Origin of the sequence: Buchnera aphidicola (Takecallis arundicolens), from assembly GCF_964058945.1 — a bacterium.
Lineage (GTDB): Bacteria > Pseudomonadota > Gammaproteobacteria > Enterobacterales > Enterobacteriaceae > Buchnera_L > Buchnera_L aphidicola_AH.
The window spans coordinates 417,820-434,704 of the sequence record NZ_OZ060369.1; the positions used below are offsets into that span (position 1 = coordinate 417,820).

Consider the following 16,885-nt stretch of genomic DNA (forward strand, 5'->3'; position numbering starts at 1 on the left):
TAAAAATTATTTTAAGCCCATATATTTATGGGCTCAATATTAATTGCAATAATAATAATGTATATTGAATACAAATAATATAATTTCTATAACATTATTTAATAAAATTAAAATATTTAATTTTAGGTAATGCATCTTCTGATAAAATAATAGAAGTACGAGCACCGAAATTTGTATAATTTTTATCCGTTACTTCATCTGTAATCTTAATTAAACGGCCTAAATATGTTACTGTTAACTTAATTTGATTATCTTTTAATGTATCTATTGTATACAGTATAGAAGATTGTTCAGGAATAAATTTATCTATTTCTGCAGTATTATAAAAAACATGTAAACATGGTTGACTTGTTAAGTCCTGTTGAAAACAGGATAAAACTAAATTTCTTAAATATGTATTTGGAATAGCTAATTTTAAACAATTTAAAGTATGATAATGTAATCCAAAAGCAAAATGTGCATTATCTATTATTATACTATTTTTTTTTGGTAATTTAATATCTAATAATTTATCTTGTATTTTCTTTGCTTCATGAAAAATTTTTTGACTTAAAAAATCTGTACTACTAAGTTTATTAATTACATCTAATGAAATCCAATCAATATTTTTCATTTTATTTTCAAAAAATACAAGATTAGATTTTGAAACATGTTTTTGATAATGACGTGATTTAATACCATTTGATTTAAGTCTATAAAAGATACTATCTATGTTAGGCATAGTTAATAAATTTACTAAACTAAAATTTTTTTTCATTTTTTCAAAAAAATCTGATTTATTATGAGTAGATTTTTGTCGTTCAAATGTTATTACATCATCATATACTTTTTTTTGAAAAAATTCCTTTATATTATGATGAAATAACAAAATATTTTTAACGACTTCAGCTGATTTATTAATAGTATTAATAAATCTTGAACCATCTAAATTAGATTTTATAATATCAACCGGATTTAATACAATGTTTTCAAAAATATTATTCATGTTAGGCATAGCATTTGCACAATCTTTTACAAAACTAAAAATACAAGACTTACAATCTTTGCTATGATTATCTTCACTTGAGTTTAATGTTGGTATAGACAATAAAATATTATGTTTGATTTTATTGAAGGTAATATCCGCTATTTTTTGAGAAATGATTCCCTTTGCAAAAATAAAATACTTAATATTAGCAATAGAATTCATAATAAATGCTTTCACGGTATGCAAATGCATTACGTCATCTGGTTGTTTAAACGTCATCATAGATCTAGTTTTATTATTCACATTCTTTAAAACATGCGTTTTATTATAACTAATATTTTTTATTTTTGGATCAGTATGATGTATTACTTTATTTGCTTGTATTAATATTCTGTTATCTCGAATAGGGAAAATAGTTGTCATATTGTTAGAATTCTCCCTTTACTCGAATAGATCGAAATTGTTAGTTGATGGAATTAAAGACTATCAACTAATATTATATATATTATTTAAAAAATATTGCAACAAAAAAATTACATGATAAATATATAAATTATATTTTAATATACTTAATATACTTAAAATTTATTTATATTAACTATATATGACATATAAAATAAATATTATTAATCATACAAACAAAAAAAAATTATCATTTATTCAAAATACTTGGAATATTAAACATGACTGTAAATCAAAATTTTCTTTGATTATTAACAAAAATCGAATTGAGTTAAAAAACCACTCTATAATATGTAAAAACAATATATGGGTGGAATTTAATTATAAAAAAATGAAACTATATGAATATGATAAAAAAATAAAAATGATACAAGCTATTGGAATAAAAAAAAATATTTTTCCAAATATTTTAGATGCTACTACTGGATTAGGAAAAGATGCATTTATATTTTTTTCACATGGATGTCATGTCACTATGGTCGAACGTAATCCAATTATATCAATTTTACTATATGATGGATTAAAAAGAAGTTATAAAGATAATAATATTAAAAATTTAATAAAACAACGTATGCATTTAATTTATAATACAAGTTTTAATATTAACAAATTTAATATAAAACAACCTGATGTTATTTATTTAGACCCTATGTTCCCAAAAATAAAAAAAAAAGCACTATCTAAAAAAACAATACGAACAATTCAAGATATAGTTGGTTATGATACAGATTCTGATTTATTACTATCAAAATGCATATCATTTGCTATAAAACGTGTTGTTGTAAAACGACCTAAACAATCATATCACCTTGCAAATATTAAACCGCATCATATTATTAAAACAAAAAAACATCGTTTTGATATTTACGTAAAATAAATAAAACCTGAAAATATATTAAAAATAATTATTATATGATATAAATATATAATGATAAAATTATTTTTTTAAAATTATATTTAATCTATAATCATGTACATTAAATAAAATAATTTATATATACTTATTTATTATTCTGTATTAATATCAATACGATGTACAGTTTTTGCACCGATTAATAGCATGGTAATAATAAATATAGAAATCCCAAACCAATTACCAAAAGACCAAAAAACACCTCCAAATGTACCAAGTATACTTGAACCTAAATAATAACAACATAAATATAATGAAGATGCTTGACCTTTTGCTATTTTAGAACGATAACCTATCCAACTGCTTGAAACAGAATGAGCAGAAAAAAAACCACTAGAAAACATCATTAATCCTAAAATAATAAAAATTAAAATATTCCATTGTGTAATAATAATACCAAAAACCATAATTAATAAGGACCAAATTAATACATTTCTTCTACCATACTGCACAATAAATTCACTAGCTTTAGGAGAACTATATGCTCCCGTTAAATATACAACAGATAATAATCCTATAACAATTTGATTTAAAAAAAATGGTTTAATCATTAATCGATAACCAACATAATTAAACAAAGTAACAAAACTACCCATCAAAATAAAACCAATAAAAAATAAAGTCGATAATACATTATCATTACATTGTATAAAAAAACTACGCATAATTTTATTCGGTTTCAAAGAAATGCTAATAAAATTCTTAGAATTAGGTAATAAGATTAAAAATAATATAGATCCAGTTAATGATACTAAACCAATAATAAAAAGCGATTTTTCCCAAGAAAAATAATTTACTAATACACTACTTAAAAACCTACCAGAAAAACCACCAATAGTATTACCACTAATATATAGTCCTATTGCAAAAGGCAATACATTAGGATGTATTTCCTCGCTTAAATAAGTCATAGCAACAGCAGCCACACCACTTAATGTTAATCCAGTTAACATCCTTAAGATAATAACTTCAATCCACGTATGCATTGCAGAACACAAAATAGTTAGTGAGGTAGCTAATAATAATGATATACTCATAATAATTTTACGACCGAATGTATCTGATAAAGAACCAGTAAATAACATACCAATCGCCATAGATGCTGTAGCCGCAGACAATGATAAACTACTCTGTGCGGGTGTTAAATGAAATTCACTTGAAAAAGTAGGTAAAATTGGTTGTACACAATATAAAATTGAAAAAGTAGCTAATCCAGCTGAAAATAAGGCAATGATTACTTTTTTAAATTTTATAGTTTCACGTCCGATATATTCTTTACGATCGCATGGAAAATTAGTAATTACATGTTGTTTATCATATTTTTTATTGAAATCAGACAAGATTCCCTCCTTATATTTTTAGTAGAAATATTATATTTAATTTAATATATCATATAAAAATAACCTTTTGAATTGTTATATCAATCATTACAAAAAAATCAATTTATTAAAATTGAAAAAGTTTTTTATTAATATAACCATCATATACATGTTCGGCAGGGCCAGTCATATAAACATCATGTCCAAATCCATTCCAAGAAATTTCTAAATTACCGCCAGGTAGAGTAACAAGCACTTTTTTTTTTAAAATTCCCTGTATAATACCAAATATAACTGAAGCACATGCACCGCTACCACATGCTTGTGTTTCACCTACACCTCGTTCATACACACGTAAAATAATCTGATCTGCGGATATAACTTGTATATAATTAACATTAACACCTTCTGGAAATAAAGGATGATTATTTAATAATTTTCCAATATTTAATATTGGATATTGATTAATGTTATTTACAATAATAACACAATGTGGATTTCCAATAAAAATTGTACCATATGTTATTGTATAATCATGTATGCTAATTGTTTTTAAACTAAAATTTTTTAATACAAACTCTGGAATATTTAATTCATTAAATTTTGGCTTACCCATGTTGACAATAATATTTTTTTTATTAATAAATTGAATTGAAATATGACTATTTTTTGTCTTTACTATAATATTTCGTTTTTTCGTCATATTTTTCAGATATATAAAATATGAAAAACATCTAGCACCATTACCACACTGTGCTACCTCAGAACCATTAGCATTAAAAATTCGATAATAAAAATCATAATTAATATTTTTTGCACTTTCAACTATTAATAATTGATCAAACCCAATACCAGTATTTCGATCAGATATTTTTTGTACTATTTTACTTGATAAATAAAATTCTTGATTAATTCTATCTAAAATGACAAAATCGTTACCTAAACCATGCATTTTTGAAAAATATAATATTTTATTTTTATTTAACATAATAAGTAATATGAATATAAATGAATCAATAAAAGTCTGATAGTATTTACTAGTTATATTTTCAAATGCAAATACTAAAATAATTCAAAATATTATTGGATAAATTTATGAATCTTAAACAATCTGAATTTCATAATCTATATAATATAATTTTAACAAAAATTGAAAATTATTTAGATCATTTAAGTTATGAAAATGATTTAGATTATGAAATTAATCATCAAATTATGACAATATCATTTTCTAAAAAAAGTAAAATTATTATTAGTAAACAAGAATTTTTAAAACAAATATGGTTGGCAACAAAAAAGAATGGGTATCATTTTTCTTATAAAAATAATAATTGGATTTGTAATCGTAATAAAATTAACTTTTGGGATATTTTAAAAGAATCATTTTATTTACAAGGAGGAATTAAACTTAAAATTTAAAATATCATAACATAAAATTTGAATCGGCGAAAGAGGATTTGAACCCCTGACCTACTGGTCCCAAACCAGTTGCGCTACCAAGCTGCGCTATTCGCCGAATTAATGAATATATGTAAAAATTTCAAAAAAAAAATGAATATATGGGGTGACTAATGGGGCTCGAACCCATGACATCTGGAACCACAATCCAGGACTCTACCAACTGAGCTATAGTCACCGTACATTATAGTATAAATATTATATACTACTTAAAATTATAACATATTCTTAATTTTAAGTAAATATTTTTAAAAATTAATATAAGATTTGCGCTCGACAGGATTTGAACCTGAGACCTCTACCTTCGGAGGGTAGCGCTCTATCCAACTGAGCTACGAGCGCTTTAAAAATATAATTTTATTTTTAGGATATAAATATAATAAATTAACTAAGTATAGATTCAAAAATATATTTTATGTTATAATACATTATATTACATGTTATAATTATTTAGTATTGATTTTTATATACGTTGCATCATATTAAAAAATTCATAATTCGTCTTTGTCATAGATAATTTATTAATTAAAAAATCCATTGCGTCAATTTCATTCATCGGGTGAATGATTTTTCTCAAAATCCACATTTTTTTTAATTCTTCAGACGAAGTTAATAATTCTTCTTTTCTAGTTCCCGAACGATTATAATCAATTGCTGGAAAAACACGCTTTTCTGCAATCTTTCGGGATAATAATAATTCCATATTACCTGTACCTTTAAATTCTTCATAAATTACTTCGTCCATTTTAGATCCTGTATCAATCAATGACGTAGCAATAATTGTTAGGCTACCCCCTTCTTCTACATTTCTTGCAGCTCCAAAAAAACGTTTTGGTCGGTGTAAAGCATTAGCATCTACGCCACCTGTTAATACTTTTCCTGAAGCAGGTACAACTGTATTATAAGCTCTAGCTAACCTGGTAACAGAATCTAATAAAACAACAACATCTTTTTTATGTTCCACTAAACGCTTAGCTTTTTCAATAACCATCTCTGCCACTTGAATATGTCGCAGAGCTGGTTCATCAAACGTTGAAGCTATAACTTCACCTTTTACTAATCGTTGCATTTCTGTTACTTCTTCAGGTCGTTCATCAATTAATAAGACTATTAAAACACAGTCGGAATGATTTTGTGCAATACTCTGAGCAATATTTTGCAATAACATGGTTTTTCCAGCTTTTGGTGGAGCTACAATTAACCCTCTTTGTCCCCTACCAATAGGAGCCGCTAAATCTAAAACACGCGTCGTTAAATCTTCAGTAGATCCATTACCTCTTTCCATTCTGAGTCGTGAATTAGCATGTAATGGCGTTAAATTTTCAAATAAAATTTTAGTACGTGCATTTTCTGGTTTTTCATAATTCACTTTATTAACTTTTAATAAAGCAAAATACCTTTCACCTTCTTTTGGTGGTCTAATCTTACCAGCAATAGTATCGCCTGTTCGTAAATTAAATCTACGGATTTGACTTGGTGATATATATATATCGTCGGGACCAGCTAAATATGAACTATCTGAAGAACGTAAAAAACCAAATCCATCTTGCAATATTTCTAAAACTCCATCTCCAAAGATATTTTCACCACCTTTTGCATGTTGTTTTAGAATAGTAAAAATAATATCTTGTTTTCGCATTCGAGCTAAATTTTCTAGTCCGATCTTATTACCAAGAATAATTAATTCAGAAACTAACATATTTTTCAGTGTAGTAAGATTCATAAATATCGTTTCTTAATAAAGAACTAATATATAACTATAGAAATACTGGGAGTTATCTTTAGAGGAGGGGAGGAGGGATATAAAATTATGCTATATTAAAATATTAAAAAGCTTTTACACTATAATAATAACACGATATTAAAAAAATATCTAGCGGTTTTGGAGTAAAATCGACAACCAAAATTTGCATATTATTGAATATTAAAATGTAAATTTAATAATTTTTCAATTTCAGTTTTAGAAATAACTCCTGAATTTCTTGCAATTAATTTTTTTTCTTTAAATAATAATAATGTCGGTATACTTTGTATAGAATATTTTAATGTAATTTCTTTACAAGAATCGACATTAACTTTTGCTACAATTAATGAATTTTGATATTTTTTCGCTATTTCTTCTAAAATCGGAACAAAAATTTTACAAGGACCACACCAATCTGCCCAAAAATCAATAATAACAGGTTTATCTATATTACGAGTAACTGCACGAAAATTATCATTTGTTAAAGTAATAATTAAACTATTCATTATATTTTCCTTAAATATATGATTACAAAAAATATATACAAATACCATTACAATATATTATATTATATTTTCCAAATTAAATCATTTTGAGGTAACTCAAATAAAAAACGACTGGGTTGAATATCTATAATTTTGTTATATAAAAACCTTTGTTGGCAAAAACTTAATGTTAACTCTGATTTAGCTCGCGTAATCGCTACGTATATTAATCGACGTTCCTCAGAAATATCATTTATATTAATTTGTTGATATGAAGGAATAATACCTTCTTCAAAACCTACTATAAATACAACTGGAAATTCCAAACCTTTTGATGCATGCATTGTCAGTAATTGTATAGCATCATATTTTTGATTTGGATCAGAATATATATTAATTTCTCGCATCGAAAATTGATTCACTATTTTTATTAATATTTCATATAAATCTAATGCAACATATCTTTCACAATATTTTTTAAATAAAGAACTAATCCAATCTAATAATATTGTAACATTTTTTATACACTGTTGATTATTATTTATAATACGTTTTACTAACCATTTTTTATACTTAATATCATCAATAATTTTATATAATATTTTTTTTGGTTGTATCTTCGAAAATGTAATTATACTTTTAATCCAAGTGATAAAATTATCTAATTGATGACTTACACGTATAGGTAAGATCTTTTTAAAATTATTATCTTGTATAGTATAAAAATAACTTTTCTTATGACAATTTGCATATTGAATAATTTTATTTACCGTGTGTACACCAATTTTACGTGGGGGTAAATTAATAATTCTTAAAAAAGAAATGTTATCATCTTGATTAATGACAAATTTTAAATATGATATTAAATTTTTAATTTCAGAACGATTAAAAAATGAATTATTACCATGAATAAAATACGGTATTTGTTTGTAAAATAAATGCTGTTCAAAAACTTTAGCCTGTTGATTAGTACGATATAAAATTGCATAATCATAATAATTCATACCATGTTGTAATTTATGTAATAATATTTCATTAACGATTGTTTTTGCTTCTTGATATTCATTTTTTAATTTTAAAACCTTAATTTTAACACCGTATTCTAAATTAGAAAATAATTTTTTTTGAAAAACATGTACGTTATTAGATATCAATATATTAGCAACACGTAAAATTCTTTTAGATGATCGATAATTATGCTCCATCTTAATTACTTTTAAATTAGGATAATCAGTTTTTAATAACAAGATATTATCAATATTTGCTCCACGCCAAGCATAAATGGATTGATCATCATCTCCTACTACTGTAAAATTAGATAAATCTCCTGTTAATAATTGAATTAATTGATATTGACTAAAATTAGTATCTTGATATTCATCTACCAACAAATATTTAATATCATTTTGCCATTTTCGTTGAATATAATTATACTTCTTTAATAAAGAAACTGCTATATAAATTAAATCGTCAAAATCAAAAACATTATATTTTTTTAAAAATTGATTATACTTTTGATAATATATAGAAAATATCTTTTCTTCTTGTGAAACAGCACGTCTTTTTGCTTCTTCTGGAGTAATAATTTTATTTTTTTGAAAAGAAATATATGAAATAATTTTCTTTAAAAAATTATGATCATATTGTATATTATGATCAACAATACTTTTTATTAATCGTATTTGATCTAATGAATCAAATAAGGTATAATTTTTTTTATACCCCAATAAAGGTAATGATTGCGAAATAATTTTCATACCTAATGCATGAAATGTATAAATATGTAAATTATTCTCAATATGTCTCGTTTTTTTTAAAACTTGACAAATTCTTAATTTCATTTCTTGAGCAGCTTTATTTGTAAAAGTAACTGCAAAAATTTCACTGGTATTATATCCATATTTACTAATTAATTCAATAATTTTATTAACTATAACAGAAGTTTTACCTGAACCTGCCCCTGCTAATACTAAGCAAGGACCTTGTATTGTATTAATTGCTTGTATTTGCTGTTTATTTAGCAACATATAATAATTTAATTATTTACAATACTTTTCATATTTTTCATATAACTTCTTAATTTTCTTCCAATTTTTTCAATATCATGATTATAAATTTTTTGGTTTAGAGTTTGTAATTTTATATTACTAATCACAGCATTTGGATAAGATATACCAATATCATCTTGACGTATATTACGAATAAAATTACTCAAAATAGGTATAGCTCTTTTTGTAAATAAATAACTACCATATTCTGCTGTATCAGATATTACTAAATTCATTTCATAAAAACGTTTTCTAGCAATTGTATTTGCAATTAAAGGTAATTCATGTAAAGATTCATAATATGCAGACTCTGCTTTAATACCAGACGATACCATTGTTTCAAACGCTAATTCCACTCCTGCTTTCAATATAGCCACCATTAATGTACCATGTTGGAAATATTGATCTTCTGTAATTTTTGCCTTTGAAACTTCTGCTTGCTCAAATGCAGTATTTTTAATTTCATCACGCCATGTTAACAAGTTTTTATCTTTATTCTTCCAATCTAGAATCATATTACGAGAAAAATTACCAGAAATAATATCATCCATATGTTTTTCAAATAATGATTTTAACATTTGTTTTAAATTATTTGATAACTCACATGCTCTAAATTTAGCAGAATTAGACAACCTATTCAACATTAAAGTAATACCGCCATGTTTAAGAGATTCAGTAAGAATTTCCCAACCATGCTGTAATAACTTAACTGCATAATCTGATTTATAACCATTAGTAATTAGATAATCATAAATCGCAATTGAACTGGATTGTAATAACCCACATAATATCGTTTGTTCCCCCATCAGATCTGATTTGACTTCAGCTATAAAAGATGATTTTAAAACTCCTGCTCTATGACTACCAATAGAAAACGACCAAGCTTTTGCAATTTCTAAACCTTGTTGTAAAAAATCATTTTCAGTATGTACTGCAATCAAAGCTGGTACACCAAATCCTCGTTTATATTCTTCACGTACTTCAGTTCCTGGACATTTTGGAGCTACCATAATTACAGTAATATCTTTTCGAATTATTTCCCCAACCTCAACTATATTAAAACCATGTGAATAACCTAAAACAGAATTTTTTTTCATCAATGATTGTATATTTTCAATAACAATTGAATGTTGTTTATCAGGTGTTAAATTAATTACTAAATCTGCTTCTGGTATCAATGTTTCATAATTTCCAACGGGAAAATTATGATTAATTGCATTTTTCCAAGATTGATTTTTAGTTAAAATACTTTCATTTTTTAATGCATAAGAAATATTTAAACCTGAATCACGCATATTTAAACCTTGATTTAATCCTTGAGCACCACAACCAATAATCACTATCTTTTTATCCTTTAAAATATCAATCACATTTATAAAATTTTTCTTATCTAAAAAAGAACACTGTTGTAATTGTATTATTTGGTTACGAAAATTCAATGTATTAAAATAATTATTCATGTTATTTATGTATTCCTATATAAAAAAAAGTACGCACAATATTTTTAATTATTGATAAGCGAACTATGTTGTAATAATAAGTTAATATGTTTCTTATTACGTACTGCTCCTTGATCAGCACTAGTTGCAAATAGTGCATACAATTTTAATGCTAACGAAATTTTACGCGAACGATTCTTGGGTCGATATGCTTTTTGAGATTGTTTTTCTTCTTTTTTACGTCGTACTAATTCTGATTCTGTAATATCTAAAGAAATTAATCGATTAGGAATATCAATGGATATCTGATCGTTATCTTTAACTAATGCAATTAAACCTTTACTAGCGGCTTCAGGAGAAACATGACCAATTGATAAACCGGAAGTACCACCTGAAAATCTTCCATCAGTTATTAAAGCACAACATTTATCTATACCCATAGATTTTAAATATGTGCTAGGATATAGCATTTCTTGCATTCCTGGTCCACCTTTTGGTCCTTCATAACGAATCAATACAATATCACCAGAACAAATTTTATTATTTAAAATTGCTTCTACAGCAGAATCTTGACTTTCATATACCTTTACACGACCTATAAATACTAATTGATCTTCATCCAATCCTGCAGTTTTTACAATACACCCATTCTTTGCTAAATTACCATATAAAACTGCTAATCCACCATCCTTGCTATATGCAAATTGTGCTGACCTAATACATCCAAATTGACGATCAGAATCTACTGTATCCCAACGAAATGATTGTGAATATGGTTCTGTAGTTCTTATACCTGCTGGTCCAGCCTGAAACATTTGAATCACATTATTATTTTTAGTATATTTAATATTATATATATTTAACATCGTATTTAAAGATTGACCTAAAATGTTATGCACATTTTTATGTAATAAATTAACTTCATTTAATTCTCCTAAAATACCCATAATACCACCTGCACGATGCACATCTTCTACATGATACAACGTACTACTAGGAGCAACTTTACATAAATGCGGAGTTGTACGTGATAATCGATCAATATCTTTCATCGTAAAATCAATATTACCTTCATGTGCAGCTGCTAATAAATGTAAAATAGTATTTGTTGATCCACCCATTGCAATATCTAAACGCATTGCATTTTCAAAAGAAAATTTATTTGCAATATTTAATGGTAAAACAGATACATTATTATCATGATAATACTGTTGTGTTATTTTTACTATTGTTTTTGCAGAATCAATAAATATTTTTTTTCTATCAATATGCGTAGCCAATATAGTGCCATTACCTGGTAATGCCAAACCTATTGCTTCCATTAAACAATTCATAGAATTTGCTGTAAACATACCTGAACATGAACCACATGTAGGACATGCTGATGTTTCAATATCATATACATGATCATCAGATATGTTAGAATTTGCACTATTACTAATAGCATCCACTAAATTTATTTTATGTAATTGATTATTAATATAAACTTTACCGGCTTCCATAGGACCACCAGAAACAAATACAGAAGGTATATTTAATCGAAGTGATGCCATAAACATAGCCGGAGTAATTTTATCACAGTTTGAAATACAAATCATGGCATCCACACAATGTGCATTAATCATATATTCAATTGAATCAGCAATTAATTCACGCGAAGGTAAAGAATATAACATACCCTCATGCCCCATGGCAATACCATCGTCTACAGCAATAGTATTAAACTCTTTAGCTACACCTTGACCAGTTTCATTAATTGCATCTGACACTAGTTTACCGACATCTTGTAAATGTATGTGTCCAGGAACAAATTGAGCAAAAGAATTAACAACCGCAATAATCGGTTTTTTAAAATCATTATCTTTCATTCCTGTTGCACGCCATAATGCTCTAGCACCTGCCATATTTCTACCACTAGTACTAGTATTAGAACGATATTTAGGCATAATTTCTAATCTCTAAAATAAAAACATCTATATTATAAAAAATATATTAAAAATTGATCATTAGATTGTACTAATATCAATTAATATAATTTAATAAAAAACAAATCAAAAAATAAATCATCATCAATCATGCAGGGATGAAGGGACTTGAACCCCTAACATTCGGTTTTGGAGACCGACACTCTACCATTTGAGTTACATCCCTATATAATTAAGAGTATACTATTTTCATTATATTTCGTCTATGTAAAAATATATTAAAAACATTAAAAATTTTTAAAGTAAAATATATAAAATATATAAATATAAAAAATAATATATCAATTTTTTAGATATTATAAAATAATAATATTTATATTAAAAAAATCTACATTAAAAAATTTTTGAAAAGGTATAATATGAAGTTCCCAATTTATTTAGATTATGCTTCAACAACACCAGTAGATGAAGAAGTCATACGGAATATGAAAAAATATTTAACACTTGATGGTACATTTGGTAACTCTGCATCGCGATCACATCAATTTGGTTGGTTAGCAGAAGAAGCAATAGACATTGCGCGTGAACAAATTGCAGAATTAATTAATTCTGATTCAAGAGAAATCATATTTACTTCCGGAGCTACTGAATCTAATAATCTAGCAATTAAAGGTTGTTGTAATTTTTATCGTAGTAAAGGTAATCATATTATTACAAGTAGTACCGAGCATAAATCCGTACTAGATACTTGTAGATATTTAGAACAAAATAAATATTCTGTAACATATATTAACCCAAAACCAAATGGTATAATTGATTTACAAGATATTATAAAAAATATAAAAAAAAATACAATATTAATCTCTATAATGTATGTTAATAATGAAACTGGTACTATACAAGATATAAGTAAAATATCAAATATATGCCGTGAAAAAAAAATTTTTTTACATGTAGATGCAACACAAGCTGTAGGTAAAATACCAATCGATCTACAAAAAATCCATATTGATTTGATGTCATTTTCAGCACATAAAATTTATGGTCCTAAAGGTATTGGAGTATTATATATAAAACGTAAACCAAGGATTCGATTAACCCCACAAATACATGGCGGTAGCCATGAACGTGGTATGCGATCTGGTACACTACCAGTACATCAAATTGTTGGTATTAGTACTGCATGTAAAATAGCACAACGTAATATGTTACATGAAATAAAATATATTGCCAATCTAAGAAATATACTTTGGAATGGTATTAAAAATATTGAAGAAATATATTTGAATACTAATCTTAAATATAGCGCACCACATATTTTAAATGTTAGTTTTAATTTTGTAGAAGGTGAATCTTTAATTATGGCATTAAAAAATTTAGCTGTTTCATCTGGATCCGCATGCACTTCTGCAAGTTTAGAACCTTCATATGTATTAAAAGCATTAGGATTAAAAGATGAATTAGCACACAGTTCAATTCGATTTTCAATAGGACGATTTACAACAGAATCTGAAATTAATTATACAATTAATGTTATTCATCAAGCAATACAAAAACTACGTGAATTATCACCATTGTGGGAAATGTTTAAAGATGGTGTTGATTTGAATAAAGTTAAATGGCAACACAATTAAAATTAAATATAAGGTATAAAACATGACATATAGTAAAAAAGTTATTGATCATTATGAAAATCCACGTAATGTTGGATCATTTAAAAATATTGAATCTAAAAAAATTGGTAGTGGATTAGTAGGTGCTCCAGCTTGTGGAGATGTTATGAAATTACAAATCAAAGTCAATGAAAAAGGAATTATTGAAGATGCTTGTTTTAAAACATATGGTTGTGGTTCTGCAATTGCATCAAGTTCTTTAATTACCGAATGGATTAAAGGAAAATCTATAGAAGAAGCTGAAAAAATTACAAATACTACTATTGCAGATGAATTAGATTTACCACCCGTTAAAATTCACTGTTCTATTCTTGCAGAAGATGCAATTAAAGCAGCAATTCAAGATTATAAAAAAAAGAAATAAATATTTACATTCCTGATATATTAAAATGACGTATAACTTCAATATTTCAGGAATATAAACTAAAAAATATCAATATCAAGAATAATATTAAATATAATCAATTTATTATAATCAGGATAGAAATATGTCAAAAATTATTTTTTTACCAAATAATATTTTATTATCAGAAAAAAAAATTTGTGTTATGAAAATTGGTGAAACCATTTTAGATATTGCTTTAAAAAATAATATTAATATGCAACATGCATGTGAAAAATCATGCGCATGTAGTACATGTCATTGTATTATTCGAAAAGGATATGATTCATTATCAAATATTACGGAACAAGAAGAAGATGTACTAGATAAAGCATATGGAGTAGAATATCATAGTCGATTAGCTTGCCAAGCAAAAATTATTACTTTAAATGTAAACATAGAAATTGAAATACCTAATATAAAATAAATATATAAAACTAAACATAATAATCTTTATTTAAATTATATGTATGGATTATTTTTATTCTTAAAAATAATTTTAATTGTACTACCAAACAAATTTAAACGTGCTTGAAAAAAATTGATTAAATAACGCTTATAATTCTTTGAAATATATACCAATTGATTACCATGTATTACAATTGTAGGCGGATTATATCCTCCGGGATGTGCATATTGTAATTTTATTTGTTTACCCCGCATAAATTTCGGAGGATACTCCTGAATTGCTTGATACATAATTTTTGTTAATTCAGAAGATTTCATAATAAAATTAATATTATTATTTAATTTATTAATTAAAAAAAATATTTTTTTTATACCTTTTTTATATAAAGCAGAAATAAAATGGATATAAAAATAATTTATCATTTTATATTTCCAGCATAAATAATCTTTTATTTTTTTTTGTTCCAATAACGATAATTTTTCTGATTTATTAATTAATATTAATATTTTTTTTCCAGATTGAATCATAATATTGAGAAGCCATATATCTTGTTTATTAAAACCATCAGTATAATCAATAACTAACAATGTGATATAAGTACTAGAAATAGCATGTAAAGTTTTTAATACTGATAATGATTCAATTGAATTATTATATTTTTTACGTACACCTGCTGTATCAATAATAACATATTTTTTTTTTTTAAACATTACTGTATCAGTAATACTATCACGTGTTGTACCTGGTATATTAGAAGTCACAACTCGATATTTGTTTAACAAAACATTAAATAATGTTGATTTACCAACATTTGGTTTTCCAATAATAGCAACCATAATATGTTGAATTAAATTATTGCTTGGTTGTGTAATTATTGTATCATACGTGGAATCTGATGGTAATAATAAATGACAATTATTCCAAATTTCTATCTGGTTTTTTAAATTTTTTATACCTACAGATTGTAACGCTGAAATTAAAAAAATATCTTTAATACCAAAACAAAAATATTCACTAAATTTATAATGATAGTTTTTTATTTTATCAATTTTATTAATAACAATAAAAATCTTTTTCGACTGTTTACGTATAACTTCAAATAATATTTTATCTTCTTCAGTAATACTAGTTTGTATATTAAAAACAAATAAAATTAAATTTGATTCACGAATTGCAATAAAAGTTTGATTTAAAATACTCTTTTGTAGTATACTATCTTTATTAGAATCTAATTGTATTCCTGCTGTATCAATAATATTAAAAACGCTATTTTTCAGCTTTAAAATACCGTACTGTCGATCTCTTGTAAAATTTATAGAATGATGTACTATAGAAACATTCTTTTTTATTAATCTATTAAATAATGTTGATTTTCCAACATTTGTTCGTCCCAATAAAACTATATTTAATATCATAAGATACAAATCCTTAAATAAAAAACAATATTATCGTATTTTAAAGAAATTAACATAAAAAATACATTTAATAAAGTATATTATATTATCATTAATACTAAATAATATTTATATATCAATGTATGATATATGTTTATTACAGGCAAGTACTAATGTTGTATGATATATGTTTATTACAGGCAAGTACTAATGTTGTATGATATATGTTTATTACAGGCAAGTACTAATGTTGTATGATATATGTTT

The 16,885-nt window shown here is 25.2% G+C and carries 14 protein-coding genes and 4 tRNA genes; 5 read left to right on the top strand and 13 right to left on the bottom strand.

Going from position 1 to position 16,885, the window contains the following annotated elements:
- Positions 1–94 precede the first annotated feature (94 nt).
- Positions 95–1,390, bottom strand: a complete 1,296-nt coding sequence (locus tag AB4W50_RS02095) for a hypothetical protein (RefSeq protein ID WP_367677115.1) — start codon at positions 1,388–1,390, stop codon at positions 95–97.
- Between the two features lie 181 nt (positions 1,391–1,571).
- On the opposite strand from AB4W50_RS02095, the gene AB4W50_RS02100 reads away from it, so the two are divergent.
- Positions 1,572–2,306: a class I SAM-dependent methyltransferase gene (locus AB4W50_RS02100; protein WP_367677116.1), complete on the top strand. Its 735-nt coding sequence runs from the start codon at positions 1,572–1,574 to the stop codon at positions 2,304–2,306.
- A gap of 131 nt (positions 2,307–2,437) precedes the next feature.
- Here the strand turns inward: AB4W50_RS02100 and AB4W50_RS02105 are convergent, their stop codons facing one another.
- A complete protein-coding gene (locus AB4W50_RS02105; RefSeq protein WP_367677117.1) occupies positions 2,438–3,682 on the bottom strand; it encodes an MFS transporter in 1,245 nt (414 codons plus the stop codon).
- Positions 3,683–3,788: 106 nt separating this feature from the next.
- Positions 3,789–4,649 (bottom strand): diaminopimelate epimerase, encoded by an 861-nt coding sequence (gene dapF / locus AB4W50_RS02110; protein WP_367677118.1) that lies wholly within the window; start codon positions 4,647–4,649, stop codon positions 3,789–3,791.
- 95 nt (positions 4,650–4,744) lie between these two features.
- Here dapF and cyaY point away from each other — a divergent pair, with 95 nt between their 5' ends.
- A complete protein-coding gene (cyaY, locus tag AB4W50_RS02115) occupies positions 4,745–5,080 on the top strand; it encodes an iron donor protein CyaY (protein WP_367677119.1) in 336 nt (111 codons plus the stop codon).
- Between the two features lie 23 nt (positions 5,081–5,103).
- Here cyaY and AB4W50_RS02120 read toward each other — a convergent pair.
- The 9 genes from AB4W50_RS02120 to AB4W50_RS02160 form a co-directional block, all read right to left on the bottom strand.
- Positions 5,104–5,177, bottom strand: a tRNA-Pro gene (locus AB4W50_RS02120).
- Positions 5,178–5,221: 44 nt separating this feature from the next.
- A tRNA-His gene (locus AB4W50_RS02125) sits at positions 5,222–5,297 on the bottom strand.
- Positions 5,298–5,387: 90 nt separating this feature from the next.
- Positions 5,388–5,461, bottom strand: a tRNA-Arg gene (locus tag AB4W50_RS02130).
- A gap of 121 nt (positions 5,462–5,582) precedes the next feature.
- Positions 5,583–6,842, bottom strand: coding sequence for a transcription termination factor Rho (gene rho / locus AB4W50_RS02135; protein ID WP_367677120.1), 1,260 nt, complete (start codon positions 6,840–6,842; stop codon positions 5,583–5,585).
- Positions 6,843–7,033: 191 nt separating this feature from the next.
- Positions 7,034–7,369, bottom strand: coding sequence for a thioredoxin (gene trxA, locus AB4W50_RS02140; protein ID WP_367677121.1), 336 nt, complete (start codon positions 7,367–7,369; stop codon positions 7,034–7,036).
- 62 nt (positions 7,370–7,431) lie between these two features.
- Entirely contained in the window at positions 7,432–9,375 is a 1,944-nt protein-coding gene (locus AB4W50_RS02145; RefSeq protein WP_367677122.1) for a UvrD-helicase domain-containing protein, read from the bottom strand.
- Positions 9,376–9,383: 8 nt separating this feature from the next.
- Positions 9,384–10,856: a ketol-acid reductoisomerase gene (ilvC, locus tag AB4W50_RS02150; RefSeq protein WP_367677123.1), complete on the bottom strand. Its 1,473-nt coding sequence runs from the start codon at positions 10,854–10,856 to the stop codon at positions 9,384–9,386.
- A 44-nt stretch (positions 10,857–10,900) separates the two neighbouring features.
- Complete coding sequence (ilvD, locus tag AB4W50_RS02155) at positions 10,901–12,781, bottom strand: dihydroxy-acid dehydratase (protein WP_367677124.1); 1,881 nt, start codon at positions 12,779–12,781, stop codon at positions 10,901–10,903.
- 132 nt (positions 12,782–12,913) lie between these two features.
- Positions 12,914–12,986 (bottom strand) — tRNA-Trp (locus AB4W50_RS02160).
- A 193-nt stretch (positions 12,987–13,179) separates the two neighbouring features.
- Here AB4W50_RS02160 and AB4W50_RS02165 point away from each other — a divergent pair.
- The 3 genes from AB4W50_RS02165 (at position 13,180) to fdx (ending at position 15,242) form a co-directional block, all read left to right on the top strand.
- Entirely contained in the window at positions 13,180–14,394 is a 1,215-nt protein-coding gene (locus tag AB4W50_RS02165; protein ID WP_367677125.1) for an IscS subfamily cysteine desulfurase, read from the top strand.
- A 22-nt stretch (positions 14,395–14,416) separates the two neighbouring features.
- On the top strand, positions 14,417–14,797 hold the full coding sequence (iscU, locus tag AB4W50_RS02170; RefSeq protein ID WP_367677126.1) for a Fe-S cluster assembly scaffold IscU: 381 nt from the start codon (positions 14,417–14,419) through the stop codon (positions 14,795–14,797).
- A gap of 124 nt (positions 14,798–14,921) precedes the next feature.
- Positions 14,922–15,242, top strand: coding sequence for an ISC system 2Fe-2S type ferredoxin (fdx, locus tag AB4W50_RS02175; RefSeq protein ID WP_367677127.1), 321 nt, complete (start codon positions 14,922–14,924; stop codon positions 15,240–15,242).
- A gap of 35 nt (positions 15,243–15,277) precedes the next feature.
- Here the strand turns inward: fdx and der are convergent, their stop codons facing one another.
- Positions 15,278–16,639, bottom strand: a complete 1,362-nt coding sequence (gene der / locus AB4W50_RS02180) for a ribosome biogenesis GTPase Der (protein WP_367677128.1) — start codon at positions 16,637–16,639, stop codon at positions 15,278–15,280.
- Positions 16,640–16,885: the final 246 nt, after the last annotated feature.

Bases quoted from the DNA above. Each gene is read 5' to 3' on its own strand.
- AB4W50_RS02095 (WP_367677115.1), bottom strand. From the start codon at position 1,390: ATGACAACTATTTTCCCTATTCGAGATAACAGAATATTAATACAAGCA.
- AB4W50_RS02100 (WP_367677116.1), top strand. From the start codon at position 1,572: ATGACATATAAAATAAATATTATTAATCATACAAACAAAAAAAAATTA.
- dapF (WP_367677118.1), bottom strand. From the start codon at position 4,649: ATGTTAAATAAAAATAAAATATTATATTTTTCAAAAATGCATGGTTTA.
- rho (WP_367677120.1), bottom strand. From the start codon at position 6,842: ATGAATCTTACTACACTGAAAAATATGTTAGTTTCTGAATTAATTATT.
- trxA (WP_367677121.1), bottom strand. From the start codon at position 7,369: ATGAATAGTTTAATTATTACTTTAACAAATGATAATTTTCGTGCAGTT.
- AB4W50_RS02145 (WP_367677122.1), bottom strand. From the start codon at position 9,375: ATGTTGCTAAATAAACAGCAAATACAAGCAATTAATACAATACAAGGT.
- ilvC (WP_367677123.1), bottom strand. From the start codon at position 10,856: ATGAATAATTATTTTAATACATTGAATTTTCGTAACCAAATAATACAA.
- ilvD (WP_367677124.1), bottom strand. From the start codon at position 12,781: ATGCCTAAATATCGTTCTAATACTAGTACTAGTGGTAGAAATATGGCA.
- AB4W50_RS02165 (WP_367677125.1), top strand. From the start codon at position 13,180: ATGAAGTTCCCAATTTATTTAGATTATGCTTCAACAACACCAGTAGAT.
- iscU (WP_367677126.1), top strand. From the start codon at position 14,417: ATGACATATAGTAAAAAAGTTATTGATCATTATGAAAATCCACGTAAT.
- fdx (WP_367677127.1), top strand. From the start codon at position 14,922: ATGTCAAAAATTATTTTTTTACCAAATAATATTTTATTATCAGAAAAA.
- der (WP_367677128.1), bottom strand. From the start codon at position 16,639: ATGATATTAAATATAGTTTTATTGGGACGAACAAATGTTGGAAAATCA.